The 17,566-nt window shown below is 64.8% G+C and carries 16 protein-coding genes; 4 read left to right on the top strand and 12 right to left on the bottom strand.

From position 1 onward, the window contains the following. Positions 1-50: 50 nt before the first annotated feature. Entirely contained in the window at positions 51-1,412 is a 1,362-nt protein-coding gene (gene pcaB / locus IVB26_RS03935) for a 3-carboxy-cis,cis-muconate cycloisomerase (RefSeq protein ID WP_247970662.1), read from the bottom strand. 418 nt (positions 1,413-1,830) lie between these two features. On the opposite strand from pcaB, the gene IVB26_RS03930 reads away from it, so the two are divergent. Continuing rightward, positions 1,831-3,390, top strand: a complete 1,560-nt coding sequence (locus IVB26_RS03930) for a winged helix-turn-helix domain-containing tetratricopeptide repeat protein (protein ID WP_247970661.1) — start codon at positions 1,831-1,833, stop codon at positions 3,388-3,390. A 25-nt stretch (positions 3,391-3,415) separates the two neighbouring features. Here IVB26_RS03930 and IVB26_RS03925 read toward each other — a convergent pair whose 3' ends face one another. The 4 genes from IVB26_RS03925 to IVB26_RS03910 form a co-directional block, all read right to left on the bottom strand. Continuing rightward, positions 3,416-4,111, bottom strand: coding sequence for a hypothetical protein (locus IVB26_RS03925; protein ID WP_247970660.1), 696 nt, complete (start codon positions 4,109-4,111; stop codon positions 3,416-3,418). 87 nt (positions 4,112-4,198) lie between these two features. Beyond that, positions 4,199-4,915, bottom strand: a complete 717-nt coding sequence (locus tag IVB26_RS03920; protein ID WP_247970659.1) for a hypothetical protein — start codon at positions 4,913-4,915, stop codon at positions 4,199-4,201. Positions 4,916-5,051: 136 nt separating this feature from the next. Beyond that, positions 5,052-5,300: a hypothetical protein gene (locus IVB26_RS03915; RefSeq protein ID WP_212087590.1), complete on the bottom strand. Its 249-nt coding sequence runs from the start codon at positions 5,298-5,300 to the stop codon at positions 5,052-5,054. Positions 5,301-5,437: 137 nt separating this feature from the next. After that, positions 5,438-6,412, bottom strand: coding sequence for an NAD(P)H-dependent flavin oxidoreductase (locus tag IVB26_RS03910; protein WP_247970658.1), 975 nt, complete (start codon positions 6,410-6,412; stop codon positions 5,438-5,440). Positions 6,413-6,535: 123 nt separating this feature from the next. Here IVB26_RS03910 and IVB26_RS03905 point away from each other — a divergent pair, with 123 nt between their 5' ends. Next, positions 6,536-8,098: an AMP-binding protein gene (locus IVB26_RS03905; protein ID WP_247970657.1), complete on the top strand. Its 1,563-nt coding sequence runs from the start codon at positions 6,536-6,538 to the stop codon at positions 8,096-8,098. Positions 8,099-8,439: 341 nt separating this feature from the next. Here the strand turns inward: IVB26_RS03905 and IVB26_RS03900 are convergent, their stop codons facing one another. From IVB26_RS03900 to IVB26_RS03870, 7 genes are all read right to left on the bottom strand, one after another. Next, a complete protein-coding gene (locus IVB26_RS03900) occupies positions 8,440-9,213 on the bottom strand; it encodes a thioesterase family protein (RefSeq protein WP_247970656.1) in 774 nt (257 codons plus the stop codon). A gap of 148 nt (positions 9,214-9,361) precedes the next feature. After that, entirely contained in the window at positions 9,362-10,330 is a 969-nt protein-coding gene (locus tag IVB26_RS03895) for an NAD(P)H-dependent flavin oxidoreductase (protein ID WP_246925927.1), read from the bottom strand. Positions 10,331-10,662: 332 nt separating this feature from the next. Beyond that, complete coding sequence (locus IVB26_RS03890) at positions 10,663-12,063, bottom strand: aspartate ammonia-lyase (protein ID WP_247970655.1); 1,401 nt, start codon at positions 12,061-12,063, stop codon at positions 10,663-10,665. A gap of 36 nt (positions 12,064-12,099) precedes the next feature. Continuing rightward, positions 12,100-12,618 carry a hypothetical protein gene (locus IVB26_RS03885; protein ID WP_247970654.1) on the bottom strand — a complete coding sequence of 173 codons (519 nt, stop codon included), beginning with the start codon at positions 12,616-12,618 and terminating at the stop codon, positions 12,100-12,102. A gap of 47 nt (positions 12,619-12,665) precedes the next feature. Beyond that, the gene (locus tag IVB26_RS03880; protein WP_247970653.1) at positions 12,666-13,268 is read right to left on the bottom strand and encodes a YqaA family protein; all 603 of its coding nucleotides are present in this window, start codon (positions 13,266-13,268) and stop codon (positions 12,666-12,668) included. A gap of 144 nt (positions 13,269-13,412) precedes the next feature. Continuing rightward, positions 13,413-13,817, bottom strand: a complete 405-nt coding sequence (gene hisE, locus IVB26_RS03875; RefSeq protein WP_246925923.1) for a phosphoribosyl-ATP diphosphatase — start codon at positions 13,815-13,817, stop codon at positions 13,413-13,415. 117 nt (positions 13,818-13,934) lie between these two features. Next, a complete protein-coding gene (locus IVB26_RS03870; protein ID WP_247970652.1) occupies positions 13,935-14,303 on the bottom strand; it encodes a hypothetical protein in 369 nt (122 codons plus the stop codon). A 229-nt stretch (positions 14,304-14,532) separates the two neighbouring features. On the opposite strand from IVB26_RS03870, the gene IVB26_RS03865 reads away from it, so the two are divergent. Beyond that, positions 14,533-15,582, top strand: a complete 1,050-nt coding sequence (locus IVB26_RS03865) for an ABC transporter substrate-binding protein (protein ID WP_247970651.1) — start codon at positions 14,533-14,535, stop codon at positions 15,580-15,582. An 84-nt stretch (positions 15,583-15,666) separates the two neighbouring features. Beyond that, the gene (locus IVB26_RS03860) at positions 15,667-17,475 is read left to right on the top strand and encodes a glucan ABC transporter ATP-binding protein/ permease (protein WP_247970650.1); all 1,809 of its coding nucleotides are present in this window, start codon (positions 15,667-15,669) and stop codon (positions 17,473-17,475) included. The last annotated feature ends 91 nt before the right edge of the window (positions 17,476-17,566 follow it).

Genomic DNA, 17,566 nt, shown 5'->3' with positions numbered 1-17,566 from the left:
CGAGCACCTTGCGACACCGAGAAGATACGCAGTTTCACGCATATTGGTTTTCAACGCGTTGCCGATTTCAGCACCCGGTCAACCATGGCAGGCGCGAGCCCAAGGTAATTTTTTGGTGAGGTGAGCGCCTCGATTGTGGCGCGGTCGATCCGGCTCGCTATCCGCGGGTCCGCGGACAGCGCATCGGCCAGGCTCATTCCCTTGTCGTTGGCCTGACGGCAGGCGTCATAGACCACGTCGTGGGCCTCTTGCCGGCCGAGTTGCGGCGCGAGCCCCATCATGACCGCTTCGGCCACGATCAGGCCGCGGCTGATGGCAAGATTGTCGTTCATCTTCGCCTCGTCCACGATGAGGCCTGCGAGTGCAAACTTCGCCTGGTGCAGCGCGCCGGCGGTCAACACGAAGCTTTCGGGGATCGCCATCCATTCGGCGTGCCAGGGACCCGTGGCGCGCTCGAAATCCTGCACCATGGCATCAAGCATCAGGCCGGCGTGCTGGCGCACCGCCTTCGAGGCCGCCAGCATCAGCTCCGACGAGATCGGGTTGCGCTTCTGCGGCATGGTCGAGGAGGCGCCGCGTCCCTTGACGAAAGGTTCGTAGACCTCGGCGAACTCGGTCGAGGCCATGATCATGATGTCGAGCGCGATCTTGCCGAGCGAGCCGGTGACGAGCGCGAGGAAGTTCACGGCCTCGGCAAAGCCGTCGCGCGCGACGTGCCAGGTCGAGGCGGGAACGCCGAGGTTCAGCTCAGAGCAGAGTGCCTCCTGCACCTCGAACCCCTTGTCGCCGAGCGAGGCCAGCGTGCCCGCGGCACCGGCGAATTGTCCAACCAGGACGCGCGGCTTCAACTGCGCCAGCCGCTCGGCATGACGATCGAACATTGCGAGCCAGATCGCGGTCTTGTAGCCAAAGGTCACCGGCAGCGCCTGCTGGAGATGGGTACGCCCTGCCATCGGCGTGTCGCGATGGCGTTTCGAGAGGTTCGCCAGGATGCCGCGAAGCTCGTCGATGTCGCGCGCGACGATCTCCAGCGCAGCGCGGAGCTGCAGCACCACTGCGGTGTCCATGATGTCCTGCGTGGTCGCGCCCCAATGCACGTAGCGGCCGGCCTCGCCGCATTGCTTCACCATCTGGTGAACCAGCGGCAGGATCGGATAGCCGACGATGTCGGTCTCCTGCCGCAACAGTTCGAAATCGAGCGCGGCGACGTCGGTCCGCGCCGCGATCGCCTCGGCCGCCTGCTGCGGGATCACGCCACACTTCGCCTCCGCCTTTGCCAGCGCCACCTCGACCTCGGCATAGCGCGCCACCAGCGCAACATCGGAGAACACCTCGCGCATCTCGGGCGTGCCGAAGGCGTCGCGAAACAGCATGGAATCGAGCACGGTGGTCGAGGCATGAAAAGGGGGCATGGGCGTTTCTTCGTGGCTGGTGTTGTCTAGCGAGAGCAGCTTACGCAGACGTGGTTGTTCGGCAATGGACATTCACGATTCGGCACACAATCGATGCCGTGCGAGGACACTACGTCCGCGCGTCAGGCTGTCACCCCGTCATCCTGAGGTGCGAGGCGTGCGATGCGCAGCAACGCACGAAGAGCCTCGAAGGATAGACGGCCACGATGCAGCCGGGCCGTCCATCCTTCGAGGCCTCCGCTACGCTCCGGCGCCTCAGGATGACGGTGACGGATTGTCCAGACGGTCTGTTCCCGCATGGCAGCCATCACGCGATCGTGCTGAACCGGGCGGGCCCGTGGGCAGACTTACTGGTTTCAGTCGAAATTCGTTTTGATTTCATCATTGCCGATGTCGCCGTGAGGTCTGAGTTTTCGACGTGCAGTTTCTGTTCAGGGACCACCTCCTCGATACCGACTTGCGCGAGCTGAGCCGCGAGCAGGTTCCCGTTGCCGTGGAGCCGCAGGTTTTCGATCTCGTGGTCCACCTCATGCAGAACCGCGACCGGGTGGTCAGCAAGGACGAGTTGATCGACAAGATCTGGCACGGGCGCAGCGTCTCCGAATCCACCCTGACCAGCCGGATCAACGCCGCGCGCAAGGCGGTCGGCGACAGTGGCGCGAGCCAGGCGCTGATCCGCACCATCGCCCGCAAGGGTTTTCGCTTCGTCGGCGATGTCGAGGCCAAGGAGGGCGCGATCGCGCCGGAACACGGCCGCACCGCCTGGGTGCCGCGCGCTGCACTCGCGCTTCCCGAGCGGCCCGCGATCGCCGTGCTGCCCTTCACCAATATGAGCGGCGAGGCCGAGCAGGATTATTTCTCCGACGGCATCAGCGAGGACATCATCACCGCGCTGTCGAAGCTGCGCTGGTTCTTCGTCGTCGCGCGAAACTCCTCCTTCGTCTACAAGGGCCGCGCCGTGCACATCCGCGAGGTCGCGCGCGAGCTCGGGGTGCGCTACGTGGTCGAAGGCAGCGTGCGGCGGAGCGGCGATCGCGTGCGCATCTCGGCCCAGCTCAACGATGTCTCGACCGGCAGCCATCTCTGGGCTGAGCGCTATGATCGTGAGCTCGCCGACATCTTCGCCGTGCAGGACGAAATCACCGAGGCGATCGTCGCCGCGATCGAGCCTCAGCTCTATGCTGCCGAGAGTTTTCGCGCCCAGCAGAAGCCGCCAGGGAGTCTCGACGCCTGGGACCTCGTGATGCGCGCATTGTCGCATCATTGGCGCAGCACGCTCGAGGACAATGCCGCCGCGCAAGCGCTGCTCGAAAAAGCCGTCGCGATCGATCCCGCCTATGGCAAGGCGCTGGGCCTGCTCGCGACCAGCCATATCTTCGGTGCGCATATGGGCTGGGCCGACATGGCCACGACGGTGCCGATCGCCGAGCGCGCAGCGCTCGCGGCGGTGGAGGCCGATCGCGAGGACGCCTGGGCCCACCATGGCCTCGCCTATACCTATCTGTTCCGCCGCCGCTTCGACGACGCGCTGGCGGAATTCGAGCTGGCGCTGCAGCTCAATCCAAATTTTGCAATGGCGCACGCATTCTACGGGGTGACGCTGTGCTACGCCGGGCGATGGCAGGATGGCGACGCCGCCGCGCGTCGTGCGCTGCGGCTCAGCCCGCGCGACCCGCTCGCGGCGATCTATTGCGGAGTTGTGGCCTATGCCCGGTTCGTCGGCCGCGACTACGAGGGAGCCATGCAGATGGCGCGGGAATCGATGCGGCAACGCGGCGATTTCGTCGGCGCGCACCGCGTTCTGACGGCCGCCGCCGGGATGTCAGGAGATCCGGCACTCGCCGCTTCCGCGCTTGACGGTCTGCGCCGCGCTCAGCCGGCGGTCTCGCTCGCCTGGATCACGCGCGAGCTGCCGATGCTGCGGGATGAGGATCGTGCGCATTATCTCGAAGGATTGCGACGCGCTGGACTGACATGACAGCGGCGCACCTTCAGTCCAAGCGCTAATCGTCGTCGGGCCCGAACAGCCGGATCTGCGGGAAGCCGCCGCGCGGCCGGCCGGCGTAATCGCGCGCATCGGAATCTTCGCGGATGTTGCGTGCGACGTCGTCCCAGTCGGTGCGATCGCGCATGCCGCGCTGCTCCCGGGAATCGTAGTGGCGACGCTCGGCCCAGCGGTCACGGCGCTCCATCCGGCGCCGTTCGGACGTGGCGCGCTTCACGTCGGACTCCCTGGCCTTGGCATAGGCGTTCTCAGGTGAAGAAGTTGGGTCGGCCGAGGCCTGCTGGTCGGTCGATTTCCCGGCCTTAGACGATGCGGTTGCTGGCTTGGCCTGTTCCTTGGGCGGCTCGACCGCGGCCGCTTGCGACGGCGGCGGGGGCGGCGGTTCGGCGTTTGCCTGGGTGGGCTGCGTGTCGGGCTTTGCGGCTTCAGGCTTGACTTCGGCCTGCGCCGGCGTCGCAACGATCGCACCGAAGGCTTGCGAGCCTGTGAGATAATCGACGCGTTCCGAGGGCGCCCTTGTCGCCGCGGGCGCGCCGGCGGATTCGGCGCGCTGCGCCATTTTGCTGGTGTCCGGCCCCTGTTTGGACGTGACCGGATTCATGATGTTGCCGGCAACGATGCCACCACCGAGACCGATGGCAATGGCTGCGACAATGGTTCCAGCACCGACGAAATAGGCTGTCGAGGCGCGCATTGATCCACTCCCTCTTTGGAGCGAGCAACGCGCGTTGATTGCCGGATGTTCCTGGTGTTGAAGCAGTTCCCGGCGGAACCTACGCCGTCAGATCTGCTGCGCGACCTTGTCGAGCCCGATGAGGCGGGCGAGCTTGCGCACTTCTTCCTTCTGATCGTCACGCAGCTGGAACAGCAGGGGCATTGCGGCCGACTTCAACTGCTGGACCTCGTCGCAATTCGGATCGATCTGCGCACTAGGCGGCGCGTTCGGATTGGAGAGCTTGTTGGCCGAGATCTTGCGCACGACGTTGCGGAGCGCAGTCTCCACCGAGGGCCAATAATATTCCTGCGACGATGACAGTTTCAGGCGATCCCTGATGCCGGAGATCTGTGCGTCGGACAGCAGGGTATAATGTTTCTGCGGCTGCGGCTTGGCCACCACCTTCGGCTTGGCCGGAACTTCGACGGCGGGAACCTCCGCCGCGGCGGGCGCTTCGGACAGGCTCGACGCCTTGGGCATCGGGAAATCGGACGGCGTTGCAGCAGCAAAGGCTTGCCGCAGCGGCTCGGCCAGCAGGGGCGCCTGCGAAAGCCTGTCGGCCGGCACCTGGACCGGCTCGATCGCGGCCGAAGCCAGGGCCAAGGTCGGGACCAGACGATCGGCCTTGGCGGCGCGGTTGGCTGCGAGGGGCTTCGGCGGAGGCGTCTGCGAAATCATCTCTTCGCTGACGCGGGGCACGCTGTCGCGGCCAAGAATGGCGGTGGTGGCGGCGCCCAGGACGAGAAAACAGGTCAGCACAACGATGGTGATGGCTTTAGACAAGCGTCTCTCCGGGAACGACGGCTTCACGAGTTTGTTAACGTTGCCGGGCAAAAAGGCACGAAATAAGGCTTGAGTGTGCCATCGTTGCGACAATCAGTATGTTTGACGCGACATACCCCGTGAAAAGCCAGGGAAATCAGGCAGCTACGGCCAGCTCGTAGGCGTCCTGGATGTCGGCGACGATCTCCGAGGCCTCCCAGACCGCGCGCGGCTCGACCGATTGCAGCGCAACCGTCCAGTTGCCGCCCCGGCGGGTGCGAGGGACGCTGACGATGTCGAAACGGACGTTGCGGCACAGCGGGTGGCGGGCCAGGGCATGCGCGACCCGAACGCGAATCTCGTCCAGCGAAGCCGCCGTCTTGGTGTTGAGATAATCGAAGTCCATCGCCTGTCCTCTCGGCGCTGATTGGAGGCCGTGAGGGGATTCTTGGCGGGCGTTGGTTAATCTGCCGTTAAATGGGGCGTTTCGAGCGAGCCCTCGATTAACTGTGATCGGGACGACGGCCCCGACTTTCCGCATTTTTACGGGGAGAGGCGTGCCCTCGCCTCTCGATATTCGGCCGCCGTCCGCGCAACGAGATCGTCGACAGGGAGCACATCGGTGACGCCCGAGGTGGAGTGCCCGCCGCTCCAGATGTCTCGCCAACGCCTCGGCCGGTTTTCGCGCGCGGCGACGTCGATATCCTCGGCGATGTCGATCGTGCCGCGTGCCGGCAGATCGCCGGGATCAAGCCCTGCGGCTACGATCGAAGGCCTCAGCATGCTGGTCTGCAGGCCGGTAAAGGCGGTGGTGAGCAGGATGTCGTCGGCGCTGCTCTCGACCAGCATCCGCTTGTGGCGGTCGTCCGCCATGCTCTCGCGTGTCGCGATGAACTTCGTGCCCATATAGGCGAGATCGCAGCCGAGCACTTCGGCCGCGTGCAGCGCATGACCGTCGCTGATGCCGCCCGCGAGCACGATGACGCCGTCGTAGAATGCACGGACCGCGCGGACGAAGGCGAACGGGTTGAGCCAGCCGGTCTGCCCGCCGGCGCCCGCGGTGAGCAGCACCAGCCCGTCGGCACCTGCTTCCGCCGCGCGTTCGGCGTGGCGGATGGAAGCGACGTCCGCCAGCACCAGCGCACCGGCATCGTGAAGCGGCTTCAACACCGGTGCAGGCGAGCCGACCGAAGTGATGACGACCTCCGGCCTATGTCGCAGCAGCACGGCGAGATCCTGCTCCAGCCGCGCATTGGAGCGGTGGACGATCAAGTTTGGACAGAGCGGCGCTGCCTTGCGGCCGGTTTGATCTTCGTGCTGGCGCAGCCGCGTTTCGATCGCGGTGAGCCATTCATCGAGCTGATCCGTGCTGCGGCAATTCACGGTGGGGAAGCTGCCGATGACGCCGTTGCGGCAGGCCGCGATCATGAGCTCGACGCCCGACACCAGGAACATCGGCGCTGCGATCAAAGGCAGAGCGAGACGATCGCGAAAGCGTTGCAGTCGATCGGATGTCACTCAATTCTCCTTGTCGCTCTTGCCTCGCCGCACGGGCTTTGTCGTTTCATCCCGCAGTCCCTGTGCTAGCGTCATCCGCAACATTGGCACGCCAGAAGCCCGTGACAAGCAACGAGGAAACATATGTCCGATCCGCTCCACGCATCGTCCCCGACTTGCGCACAGACGCTGCGGGCGCTGTCGCGCTATCCCGGCCGCACCGCTTTCGCATGGCCAGAGGGATCACTGAGCTACCAAGGCACGATCGACCTGATTGGACGCATCCAGGGCGTGTTCATGCGGCTTGGATTGCAGGCGGGCGCGCGCGTCGCCTTCCTCACGGCCAACCGTGCCGACACCTGGTGCGCCGGCGTCGCCGCGCAATTGTCGCGGCTCTGCATCACCTGGCTGCATCCGCTGGGATCGCTGGAGGACCAGCTGTTCCAGCTCGAGGATTCCGAGGCGGCGATGCTGGTGGTCGATACGGCCGCCTTCCGCGACCGCGGCGGAGAGCTGGCCGCGAGAGCGAGCCGACTCAAGGCGGTCTTCACCATGGGGCCGGCCGGCTACGGTGTCGATCTGCTGGCGGCGATCGAGAGCGCGGGACATGCCAGCGCGCAGAGCCTCGCCGGCCTCGACGATCTCTCCACGCTGAACTACACCGGCGGCACCACCGGCAAATCCAAGGGCGCGCTGCGTTATCACCGCGAGAATGCCGGAGCCGCCGCTGCGATCCTTGCCGATTTCGAGATCCCCGACGCGGCACGCTATCTCACGGTCGCGCCGATCAGTCATGTCGCCGGCACGAAAGTGCTGCCGACCCTGATGCGCGGCGGCACCGTGCACATGCTGAAGGGATTCGATCCCGAGGCCGTGCTGGCCACGATCGCGCGCGAGCGCATCAATTTCACGCTGTTCGTGCCGACTATGATCTACGTGTTGCTCGACCATCCCGCGCTTGATAAGACCGATCTCTCCTCACTCGAGCTGGTGCTCTACGGGGCGTCCGCGATGTCGCCGAGCCGGCTGGTCGAAGGCATCGAGCGCATCGGACCAGTGTTCTCGCAGCTCTACGGCCAGACCGAATGCTATCCGGTCTCGGTGCTTCGCAAGGCGGATCACGATCCCAGGACGCCCGAACTGTTCCTGTCCTGCGGCTTCCCTATCGCGGCCTGCGAGGTCAGAATCCTCGACGACAACGATCAGGAGGTGAAGACGGGCGAGGCCGGCGAGATCTGCGTGCGCGCCCCGCATGTCATGGCCGAATACTGGAAGCGGCCTGACATCACCGCCGAAACGCTGAAGAACGGCTGGGTCCATACCGGCGACATCGCACGGAAGGACGAGCGCGGCTACATGTTCATCCTCGACCGCAAGAAGGACATGATCGTGTCCGGCGGCTTCAACATCTTCCCGCGCGAAGTCGAGGACGTGCTGTCGCAACATGCCGATGTCGCCATGGTCGCGGTCGTCGGCATCCCCGACGAGAAATGGGGCGAGGCCGTCACCGCCATCGTGGTGCCGCGCGAGGGCGCTCGGCCCGATCCGGACGAGCTGATCAACCTGGTCAGGACGCGAAAAGGCTCTGCGCATGCGCCCAAGCAGATCCAGTTCGTCAAGCAATTGCCGATGACCGGCGTCGGCAAGGTCGACAAGAAGGTGCTGCGTGCGGGCTTCTGGAGCGGCCGGGACCGAATGGTGGGGTGAAATACCCCGGGATTCTACGGTGTCATTGTTGCCCCGACACCACAACGCGCAACGGAGTGTGCGCGCGCAGCGTCCACGCAATTGCCGGCGAATCGGGGAATCACCTAGACCGCTGATGGGGCTGGGAAGCGGAGAGTAAGATGAGAGTCGCTTCCCTGGAAAGTGCAGTCGCCGCGGTCACGTTGATCACGGCTATCATCGTGGTGCTGTGGGAGATCAAGATCTTCTACGGAATGTGAACTGGCAGGATGCCTCTTCGAACACGACCGAGCATCCCTTCCGCGGCGGCGGAAGCCTGCCGTTCAATCGGCCAAAGAGCGATCCGGCGCTTACCGTCATGCTCACCGCTTCTCGATCACCAGGCTCTGCACCGCTCGGCCGAAATAGCCCTGCCGGTCGGCCAGCCGGGACATCGCCAGTCCTGCGCCGTCTGAACCGATCCAGGATTCGCCGTCGAGCAAAATCCACTCTCCGACCGGCTGACGTGCGAAGCTCACGGTGAGGTCTGCGTTGATGAACGTCCAGGCGCGGAAATCGAGCATCGAGGCGGTGCCGTTGGAGAAGTCGGCGGCGACCACGGCGCGCATCGCCTGCGAGATGGCCTCGCCTTCGATCAACGGATGATCAACGCGAAACCAGATCGCGCCGGCGCCGGCCTGGCCGAAGCGGCCGCGCGCGGCGCGCATCGAGACCAATCGCACGAACGGGCTGGTGACGGCGATACTGTCCTCGACCAGCGAATCCTCAGGCGAGGGCAACGTGACCGGCGGCTGCTCGACGTCGTCGGGCAGCGTCAGCGCCTGGCGCCTGATCTTGAGCACGGTGGCGCCGACCACCTGCACGCCGTCGGCGAGCAGCTTGATCTCGCAGAGCTGGATCTTGCGGCCCTCACGCAAAATTTCGGTCGCGATCGTGAGCGGCCCGACCGGCACCGGACGCATCAGATCGATGGTGACGCGCGCGATGTCCATCGCAACCGGCGTCGGGATGCGTTCCGCCGCCCATGTCACCAGCGAGGCCGGCGCCGAGCCGTGCTGCATGCGCGGGTCCCAGGGACCGGCGGCATCCGGGCTGGTGACGACGCTGTTGCCCTCGACGCGGTAGATGGCGGTCATCGTTTCAATCGGCCTCAGTTCACGTTCCCCGGACGCTGCGCAGCGCGTAGCGGTGCGCTGCTGATCCGGGGTCCATACGTTGCTTCGATGGGTCCCGGCTCTGCGCTGCAGCGTTGCGCGCTGCAGCGCGTCCGGGACACGAGAGCGATCACAACGGCGGATCGATCGCTTCGTCGTACTCCTTCTTGAAGCGCGCGATCAGTTCGGCGGCGGGCACGACGCCCTCGATGCTGCCGATGCCCTGGCCCGAGCCCCAGATCTCCTTCCAGGCCTTCGGTTTGGCGCGCTCGCCGGAGGCGTCGGTGCCGAAGTTCATCTTGGAAGGGTCGGAGGTGGGCAAATCCTCGGGATCCATGCCGGCAGCGAGGATCGAAGGTTTCAGGTAGTTGCCGTGCACGCCGGTGAAGAGGTTGGAATAGACGATGTCGTCGGCGGTCGAGCCGGCAATCATCTCCTTGTACTTTTCGACCGCATTGGCTTCCTTGGTCGCGATGAAGGCCGAGCCGATATAGGCGAAGTCGGCGCCGAGAACGCGCGCGGCGCGGATCGCCTTGCCGTTGCCGATCGCCCCCGACAACGCGATCGGACCATCGAACCACTTGCGGGTCTCGGCGACGAAGGCCAGCGGCGAAATGGTGCCGGCATGACCACCGGCGCCGGCCGCGACCAGGATCAGGCCGTCGGCGCCCTTCTCGATCGCCTTGCGCGCGAACTTCTGGTTGATCACGTCGTGGAAGACGATGCCGCCCCAGCCGTGCACGGCCTGGTTCAGCTCCTCGCGGGCGCCGAGCGAGGAGATGATCATTGGCACCTTGTACTTGGCGCAGAGCTGCATGTCGTGGTCGAGCCGGTTGTTCGACTTATGCACGATCTGGTTGACCGCGAACGGCGCCGAGGGCCGGTCGGGATGGGCCCGGTCATAGGCCGCGAGCTCTTCGGTGATGCGCGCCAGCCATTCGTCGAGCAGCTCCGGCGGCCGGGCGTTCAGCGACGGAAACGAGCCGACCACCCCCGCCTTGCACTGCGCGATCACGAGATCGGGCACCGAGATGATGAAGAGCGGCGAGCCGATCACGGGGATCGACAGGCGTCCCTTGAACAAGGCAGGCATGGACATAGCGAAACGATCCTCTGTTGGCCGGTCAATGGAAGGTTGGCACCATACCAACAAGGCAATCTTTCCACTGTCAAGTATTGCGTATTGACGTTGTGGCGGATGCCGATACCGCCATTCCAATCTGCGGAATTCCGACCGCATACGGCCTATCTGTCCTCTCCGTCATTGCGAGCGACCTGTCCGCCGAAGCTTGAAGAGCGAAGGCGGAAGCGAAGCAATCCAGTCTCTTTCCGTGGAGACAGAATTGCTTGGTCGCATCAGCGCAAAATTGCTACGCAATTCTGTCGCCAGCTCCTCGCAATGACGAGGCGAGAGCCGCGGATGACCACGGCCTACGCAATCAGATCCGGATTGATCAGCCGCTCGAACGAGAACATCTCGTCCCACTTCTCCTGCGTCAGCAGCTTGCGCTCGACCACGACGATCTGATGTAGCGACTTGCCGCTCTTGTAGCCCTCGCGCGCGATCTCGGCGCATTGCTTGTAGCCGAGCAGCGGCTTCAGCACCGTGACGATACCGAGGGAATTCAGCACCATGTTACGGGTGTGCTCCTCGTTGGCGGTGATGCCGACGACGCAATTCTCGCGCAGGCTGTTGACCGCGCGCTCCATGGTGCGGATCGAGAAGAACAGCGCGAACGAGATCACCGGCTCCATCACGTTGAGCTGGAGCTGGCCCGCCGAGGCCGCGAGCGTCACCGTGGTGTCGAGCCCGATGACGAGGAAGCTGGTCTGGTTGACGACCTCGGGGATAACGGGGTTGACCTTGCCGGGCATGATCGAGGATCCCGGCTGAAGCTGCGGCAGGTTGATCTCGTTGAAGCCGGCGCGCGGACCGGACGCGAGCAGGCGAATGTCGTTGCAGATTTTCGTCAGCTTGCTCGCCGTGCGCTTGAGGACGCCCGAGAGCTGCACATAGGCGCCGGTGTCCGAGGTCGCCTCGACGAGATCGCCCGCGAGGATGAAGTCGACGCCGGTGAGCGCGCTCAGATGCCGAACCGCGAGCTTGGGATAACCGACCGCCGCCGTGACGGACGTGCCGATCGCGGTGGCGCCGAGATTGATCTCGCGCAGCAGCGCCCGGGCTTCGGAGATGCGGTCGACCTCCTCGCCGATCGTGGTGCCCCATCCCCGGAATTCGGCCCCGAGCGACATCGGCACCGCATCCTGGAGATGCGTGCGCCCCATCTTCAGGACGCGGTCGAACTCGCGACCCTTGGCGAAGAAAGCTTCCTGGAGCTGGCGCAGCGCGGTCATGTAGCTCTCGAGCCGCAGGATCAGCGCGAGCCGAAAGGCGGTCGGATAGGTGTCGTTGGTCGACTGGCCGTAATTGACGTGGTCGTTGGGACTGACGTGCTGATAGTCGCCCTTGCCGAAGCCGAGCGATTCCAGCGCGAGGTTCGCGATCACCTCGTTGGCGTTCATGTTGGTGGAGGTGCCGGCGCCGCCCTGGATGAAGTCGGTGACGAACTGGTCCATCATGTCGCCGGCGATGACGCGGTCGCAGCCGAGGATGATCGCGTCCGCGACCTTGGCGTCGAGCGCGCCGAGATCGCGATTGGCCATGGCGGCAGCCTTCTTGACGTAACCGAGCGCCTTCACGAAGTAAGGCTCCTGGTTCATCGGAATGCCGGTGATGTGGAAGTTCTCCTTACCCCGGATGGTCTGGACGCCGTAATAGATGTCGTCGGCGATCTCACGCTGTCCGAGGAAGTCCTGCTCCGTACGGCTCATGGGCGCTCCTTGCTGCATGCGCGCGAGGCCTTCACGTCAGTTCTGGCACAGCGCGCTGGTCACGAAAGTATCGGTGCGGCAATCGTCCGGCTTGCGAGCCCTGCCGGGAATCAGGACCTTGGCCGAGCATTTTTCCGCGGAGTCGGCATTCAGGCTCTTGCCGTCCTTGTAGCCCTTGCTCTGGCAGAGCTGGTCGGCCGCCTGCTTGCAGTCGGGCGCACCGTTCGACGAGGCTGGACAGGCCACGCGACCCGACACCATGGTCGAGGGCTTGGCCAGCCGCGATAGATCGTTCATGGTTTCACTGGGGCTTTTGATCGGCGGCAGGATCGAGGGCAGCTTGTCGAACAGCTTGCCCATTTCGTTGAACAGCCCGGGATTCTCTGCAGGTGCGGGCGTCGAGGGCGGCGGCGCAGCCTGCGGCCCTTGCTCCTGCAAGCCAAGCGACGGCGGCGCCGATTGCGCCCACCCGGTCCCGCAAGCACCGAGCAGGAGCAGCACTGCAGACATCAGCGTCCCGAGCCGCACGGCGGGATTGCCGGTTCGAACCATCATGACGGCAACCGTAGCCGAAGCCGGCCCTGCGGCAAAGCGCCGTGGATCTAGATCAGCTTGACCGCCACCACGAAGCCGAGCACCAGCAGGGCAGCGCCGACCGCCACCACGAGTCCGAGATGCTTCTCGATCTTGACCCGGATCCAGTCGCCATAGCGGTTGAGCAGGATCGCGACGATGAAAAAGCGTCCACCGCGCGCGACGATCGAGCACAGGACGAACAGGACGATGTTGTAGCCGGCGAAGCCCGAGGTAATGGTGACGAGCTTGTAGGGGATCGGCGTCAGCCCCTTGAGCAGGATGATCACGGCGCCCCATTCCGCGTAGGAGGCGCGGAAGGCCTCGACCTTGCCGCCGAGGCCATAGACCTGGATCAGCCATTGGCCGACCGAGTCGAACAGTAGCGCACCGATGGCGTAGCCGACGACGCCGCCGAGCACCGAGGTGACGGTACAGACCATCGCATAGACCCAGGCGCGCTGCGGGCGCGCCAGCGACATGGGGATCAGCATCACATCCGGCGGGACCGGAAAGAACGAGCTTTCGGCGAAAGACACGACGCCCATGATCCAGAGCGCGTAGGGCTTGTGGGCGGCGTCGATGCACCAATCGTAAATACGTTTCAGCATGGCGCCGCGATGAAGCACCATGGGACGGATTTGTCCATGCCGAGATTGAGGCGAATTATGACGTTTCGAGCATGATCCGGAAAAGTGTGCGGCGGTTTCCCGAAAAGATCATGCTCAAACAAGAGGCTAAAGCGCGATGACCGTTCATCCTGGTCTCATCGCGCTTTAGTGGCGCTTGCGCGCTGTGCGGCCCTCGAGCGCGACAATTGGCCGCCTGGCGGCCACGCGCGGTGACGCGACTTTGGGCAGCTTCATCGAGGATTTCGGCAGCTTCTCGGCGATGCCGAGCATGTCTTCACGCCGCGTCATCTCGCGCCATACGTCCTCGGGACGCACGCCGGCAGAGGCCCAGAGCACGGTGAGATTGTACAGCAGGTCCGCGCTTTCCCGGATCACGGCCTCGCTGTCGCCGTTGACCGCATCGATCACGACTTCGATGGCCTCTTCGGCCAGCTTCTTCGCCATTTTGGAAGGCCCGCGCTGAAACAGCCGGGCCGTACGCGATGTTGCCGGATCAAGATCCCTGGCCGCGAGCACAGCCAGATATAGCCGCTCAAGCGAATCACTCATGGTACTCAAAACTACTCTAAAGCAATGTCGAGCGCGTTAACGCGCGACAATAAAAGCAGAAAACAGGCCGTCGCAGCAACCGCGACGGCCTGTCCTGGTCAACCTGTGCTGCCAAGGCTAGTAGCAGTTCTGGTAGTAACCCTGGCCGCAGAACTCGGACGGAGCAGTGCCGCCATAGCGCTGATATTGGAAGTTCGGCCCCGGACCATAATAGGGACCGTAGGCAGGAGCGCTGTAATAGGCCGGACCGCCGTAATAGCCGTAGCCCGGACCGTAGTCATAAGCGTAGGAGTCACGAGTCGCGGCGATGGCGAGACCGGTGCCGATGGCCGCGAAAGCCGCAGCGGCAGCCGCGCCGCCTCCACCGCCATGCCAATGGCGGCCGCCCGCATAGGAAGCGGTCGGGGCAATACTGGTCAGCGCCAGCACCGCGGCGGTGGCAAGAACGGCCTTTCGGCCCGCAAACTTGGAGAATCGCTCGAACATGTCTTGGGCCCTCCTTTGGGACCTGGAATGCGACGCCTGCGGACAGGCTCATGCCTCTCAAACCCGCATGACCTAAGTTGGGTTCCCCAACCCCAACACAAGCTGAACGGGGTTGCGTAACGATGCCGCAACGCCGCTCATCCTCCGTTCATGTTGGCGCGGACAGACTGGCTGCCGGCCGGCGCTGCGAGCGTCACGAAACCATAACAATGCGGGACCGACGCAACTGATGTCGGACTTCAAGTCGATCGCGCTTCGTTGCCTGCTGGCCCTCTCGATCCCGCTTGCGACACTGATCGCTCGCGATGTCAGCGCGGCCGAGACCGCTGCGCCCTCGCTTGCGATCCACTTCAGCTTCGACCGCCCGTTGGACGCGAGCATGGCGCCGTTCTTCCTTGCGGCGAAGGACGGCAGCTTCGGCGCCGAGCGTCTCAACGTGTCCTTCAGCATCGCAACCGGATCGCCCGAGGCGCTCGCACGCGTCGCCAAGGGCGACAGCGAGCTTGCGCTCGTCGACATCAACGAGCTGATCCGCTTTCGCGACAAGGAAGATGCGGCGCCGGTCAAAGCCGTGTTCGTGCTGTTCAACCGCGCCCCCTACGCGATCGTCGCGCGCAGGAGCCGAGGCATCCATGTGCTGCCCGATCTCGACGGCAAGACCGTCGGCGTTGCCGACGGCGACCTGTCGATGCGGCTGTGGCCGGCGCTGGCGCAGCAGAACAACATCAAGGCATCGCGCGTCAAATTCCACAAGATTGGCGCCGCGGTGCGCGAGCCGATCCTGTCCGCAGGACAGGTCGATGCCGTCGCGGGCTTCCACTATCTCTCCGCGGTGAACCTGCGCGACCGCGGCGTGCCCGGAGCCGATCTGGTCGTGCTGCGTTATGCCGACTATGGCTGCGAAGCCTATGGCTTCGCCGTGGTGGTCAATCCCGCCTTCGCCGCAGCAAAGCCGGACGCTGTGAAGGGCTTCGTCCGCGCCTTGATCGCCGGCATCGCTGCGACCGTCAAGGAGCCGGCGCGTGCGGCGGACGAGGCCGCGAGCCGCATCGACGACGGCGAGCGCGACCTGGAGCTGGAGCGCCTGCGCACCGTCCTCGCCGACAACATCCTGACCGACGAGGTCAAGCGCAACGGTCTCGGCGGCATCGAACCGCCGCGCCTGGAGCGCTCGATCGACCAGATCGCGCAGGACTTCAAATTCCGGAAACGGCCTAGCGCGAGCGATATCTTCGACGACCGGTTCCTGCCGCCGGTCGCGGGGCGGCTGATCAATTGAGCAAAACTGACAGCTTCCGCTATATCTCGCGGGCGATCCCTGCTTAGAATATGGACTCCGTCGTCCGATCGAGTTCGTCCCCGCATGTCCATCCTCCGCCTCTACACCCGCGTTCTCGAGCTGCTCGGCAAGGAGGCGCGGCTGGGCTGGCTGCTCGCGGTCGTCAACCTCCTGCTGGCGGGCTCGCAATTTGCCGAGCCGGTGCTGTTCGGCCGGATCGTCGACGTGCTCTCCGGCAAGACGGTGGCCGGTTCGAACTCGGCCTGGCCGTTCCTGGCGGCCTGGGTCGCATTCGGACTCTTTACCATCCTGTGCAGCGCGCTCGTGGCTTTGCAGGCCGACCGGCTCTCGCACCGCCAGCGCCAGGCGGTACTGACCGACTATTTCGAGCACATCCTGCAACTGCCGCTGACCTTCCACTCCGGCACCCATTCGGGTCGGCTGATGAAGGTGATGCTCAACGGCACGGACGCCCTGTGGCGGCTGTGGCTCGGCTTCTTCCGCGAGCATTTTGCGGCGATCCTCTCGGTCGTGGTGCTGCTGCCGCTGTCGCTCTACCTGAACTGGCGGCTCGCGATCCTCCTGTTCGTGCTCTGCATCGTCTTCACCGCGCTGACCACCTTCGTGGTGCGCAGGACCTTCGGCATGCAGATGGCGGTCGAGGAGCACTACAGCGAGCTGTCCGCCCGCGCCTCCGATGCACTCGGCAATGTCGCGCTGGTGCAGAGCTTTGTCCGCGTCGAATCCGAGGTAAAGGGGCTGCGCTCCATCGCCGATCAATTGCTCGAAGCGCAGATGCCGGTGCTGTCGTGGTGGGCGCTCGTCACCGTCATCACGCGCGCCTCCACCACCATCACGGTGCTCGCGATCTTCACGCTCGGTATCGCGCTGCACGACCAGGGGCTCACCACAGTCGGCGAGATCGTGATGTTCGTGAGTTTTGCGACGCTGCTGATCCAGAAGCTCGAGCAGGTCGTGAGCTTCATCAACAACGTGTTCATGGAAGCGCCGCGCCTGCGCGAGTTCTTTGGCGTGCTCGATGCCGTGCCCGCGGTGCACGACCGGCCCGACGCGATCGATGCCGGCAGGCTGTCCGGCCTCGTCGAGTTCAACGACGTCACCTTCTCCTATGACGGCAAGCGGCCGGCGATCGAGGACCTCACCTTCACCGCGCTGCCCGGCCAGACCATTGCGCTGGTCGGCCCGACTGGCGCCGGCAAATCGACAGCGATCGCGCTGCTGCATCGCGCCTTCGATCCGCAATCGGGCTTCATCAGGATCGACGGCATGGACGTGCGCGGCGTGACGCTGACATCGTTGCGGCGGAACATCGGCGTCGTGTTCCAGGAGGCGCTGCTGTTCAACCGCTCGATCGAGGAGAACTTGCGCGTCGGCAAGCCGGACGCGACCGAGGCCGAGATGCGCAAGGCGGCAGAGCGTGCGCAGGCGCTCGATTTCATCGAGCGCAGCGGCGGCTTCGCGACCAATGCCGGCGAGCGCGGCCGCATGCTGTCCGGCGGCGAGCGGCAGCGTCTGTCGATCGCCCGCGCGCTGCTGAAGGACCCGCCGATCCTGATCCTGGACGAAGCCACCAGCGCGCTCGATGCCGTCACCGAGACCAAGGTGAACGCCGCTCTCGACGAAGTGATGATGGGCCGCACCACCTTCGTGATCGCCCACCGCCTCTCCACCATCCGCAACGCCACGCGGATCCTGGTGTTCGAGAATGGGCGCGTGATCGAAACCGGAACTTTCGATGAACTCGTGGCCAAAGGCGGCCATTTTGCCGAGCTCGCCAGGGCCCAGTTCATGGTCCATGAAACCGCTCAAGCGAGCACCCGGGCCAGCATGACGGCGGCTGAGGCTGCCGCGACGGCCGCCAAATCCCCGTAGCAAGCCCTCATAACAGCGTCGAAATTCGGCCTATTTCATTGCGGAATACCCCGCTGATGCCCCTATTATCGACGCACCAGCCGGTATAGGT

Source organism: Bradyrhizobium sp. 195, assembly GCF_023101665.1.
Lineage (GTDB): Bacteria > Pseudomonadota > Alphaproteobacteria > Rhizobiales > Xanthobacteraceae > Bradyrhizobium.
The sequence above is the reverse complement of the archived record's forward strand: the minus strand, read 5'-3'. Positions and strand labels throughout refer to the sequence as shown.

Bases quoted from the DNA above. Each gene is read 5' to 3' on its own strand.
- pcaB (WP_247970662.1), bottom strand. From the start codon at position 1,412: ATGCCCCCTTTTCATGCCTCGACCACCGTGCTCGATTCCATGCTGTTT.
- IVB26_RS03925 (WP_247970660.1), bottom strand. From the start codon at position 4,111: ATGCGCGCCTCGACAGCCTATTTCGTCGGTGCTGGAACCATTGTCGCA.
- IVB26_RS03915 (WP_212087590.1), bottom strand. From the start codon at position 5,300: ATGGACTTCGATTATCTCAACACCAAGACGGCGGCTTCGCTGGACGAG.
- IVB26_RS03905 (WP_247970657.1), top strand. From the start codon at position 6,536: ATGTCCGATCCGCTCCACGCATCGTCCCCGACTTGCGCACAGACGCTG.
- IVB26_RS03900 (WP_247970656.1), bottom strand. From the start codon at position 9,213: ATGACCGCCATCTACCGCGTCGAGGGCAACAGCGTCGTCACCAGCCCG.
- IVB26_RS03895 (WP_246925927.1), bottom strand. From the start codon at position 10,330: ATGTCCATGCCTGCCTTGTTCAAGGGACGCCTGTCGATCCCCGTGATC.
- IVB26_RS03890 (WP_247970655.1), bottom strand. From the start codon at position 12,063: ATGAGCCGTACGGAGCAGGACTTCCTCGGACAGCGTGAGATCGCCGAC.
- IVB26_RS03885 (WP_247970654.1), bottom strand. From the start codon at position 12,618: ATGATGGTTCGAACCGGCAATCCCGCCGTGCGGCTCGGGACGCTGATG.
- IVB26_RS03880 (WP_247970653.1), bottom strand. From the start codon at position 13,268: ATGGTGCTTCATCGCGGCGCCATGCTGAAACGTATTTACGATTGGTGC.
- hisE (WP_246925923.1), bottom strand. From the start codon at position 13,817: ATGAGTGATTCGCTTGAGCGGCTATATCTGGCTGTGCTCGCGGCCAGG.
- IVB26_RS03870 (WP_247970652.1), bottom strand. From the start codon at position 14,303: ATGTTCGAGCGATTCTCCAAGTTTGCGGGCCGAAAGGCCGTTCTTGCC.
- IVB26_RS03865 (WP_247970651.1), top strand. From the start codon at position 14,533: ATGTCGGACTTCAAGTCGATCGCGCTTCGTTGCCTGCTGGCCCTCTCG.
- IVB26_RS03860 (WP_247970650.1), top strand. From the start codon at position 15,667: ATGTCCATCCTCCGCCTCTACACCCGCGTTCTCGAGCTGCTCGGCAAG.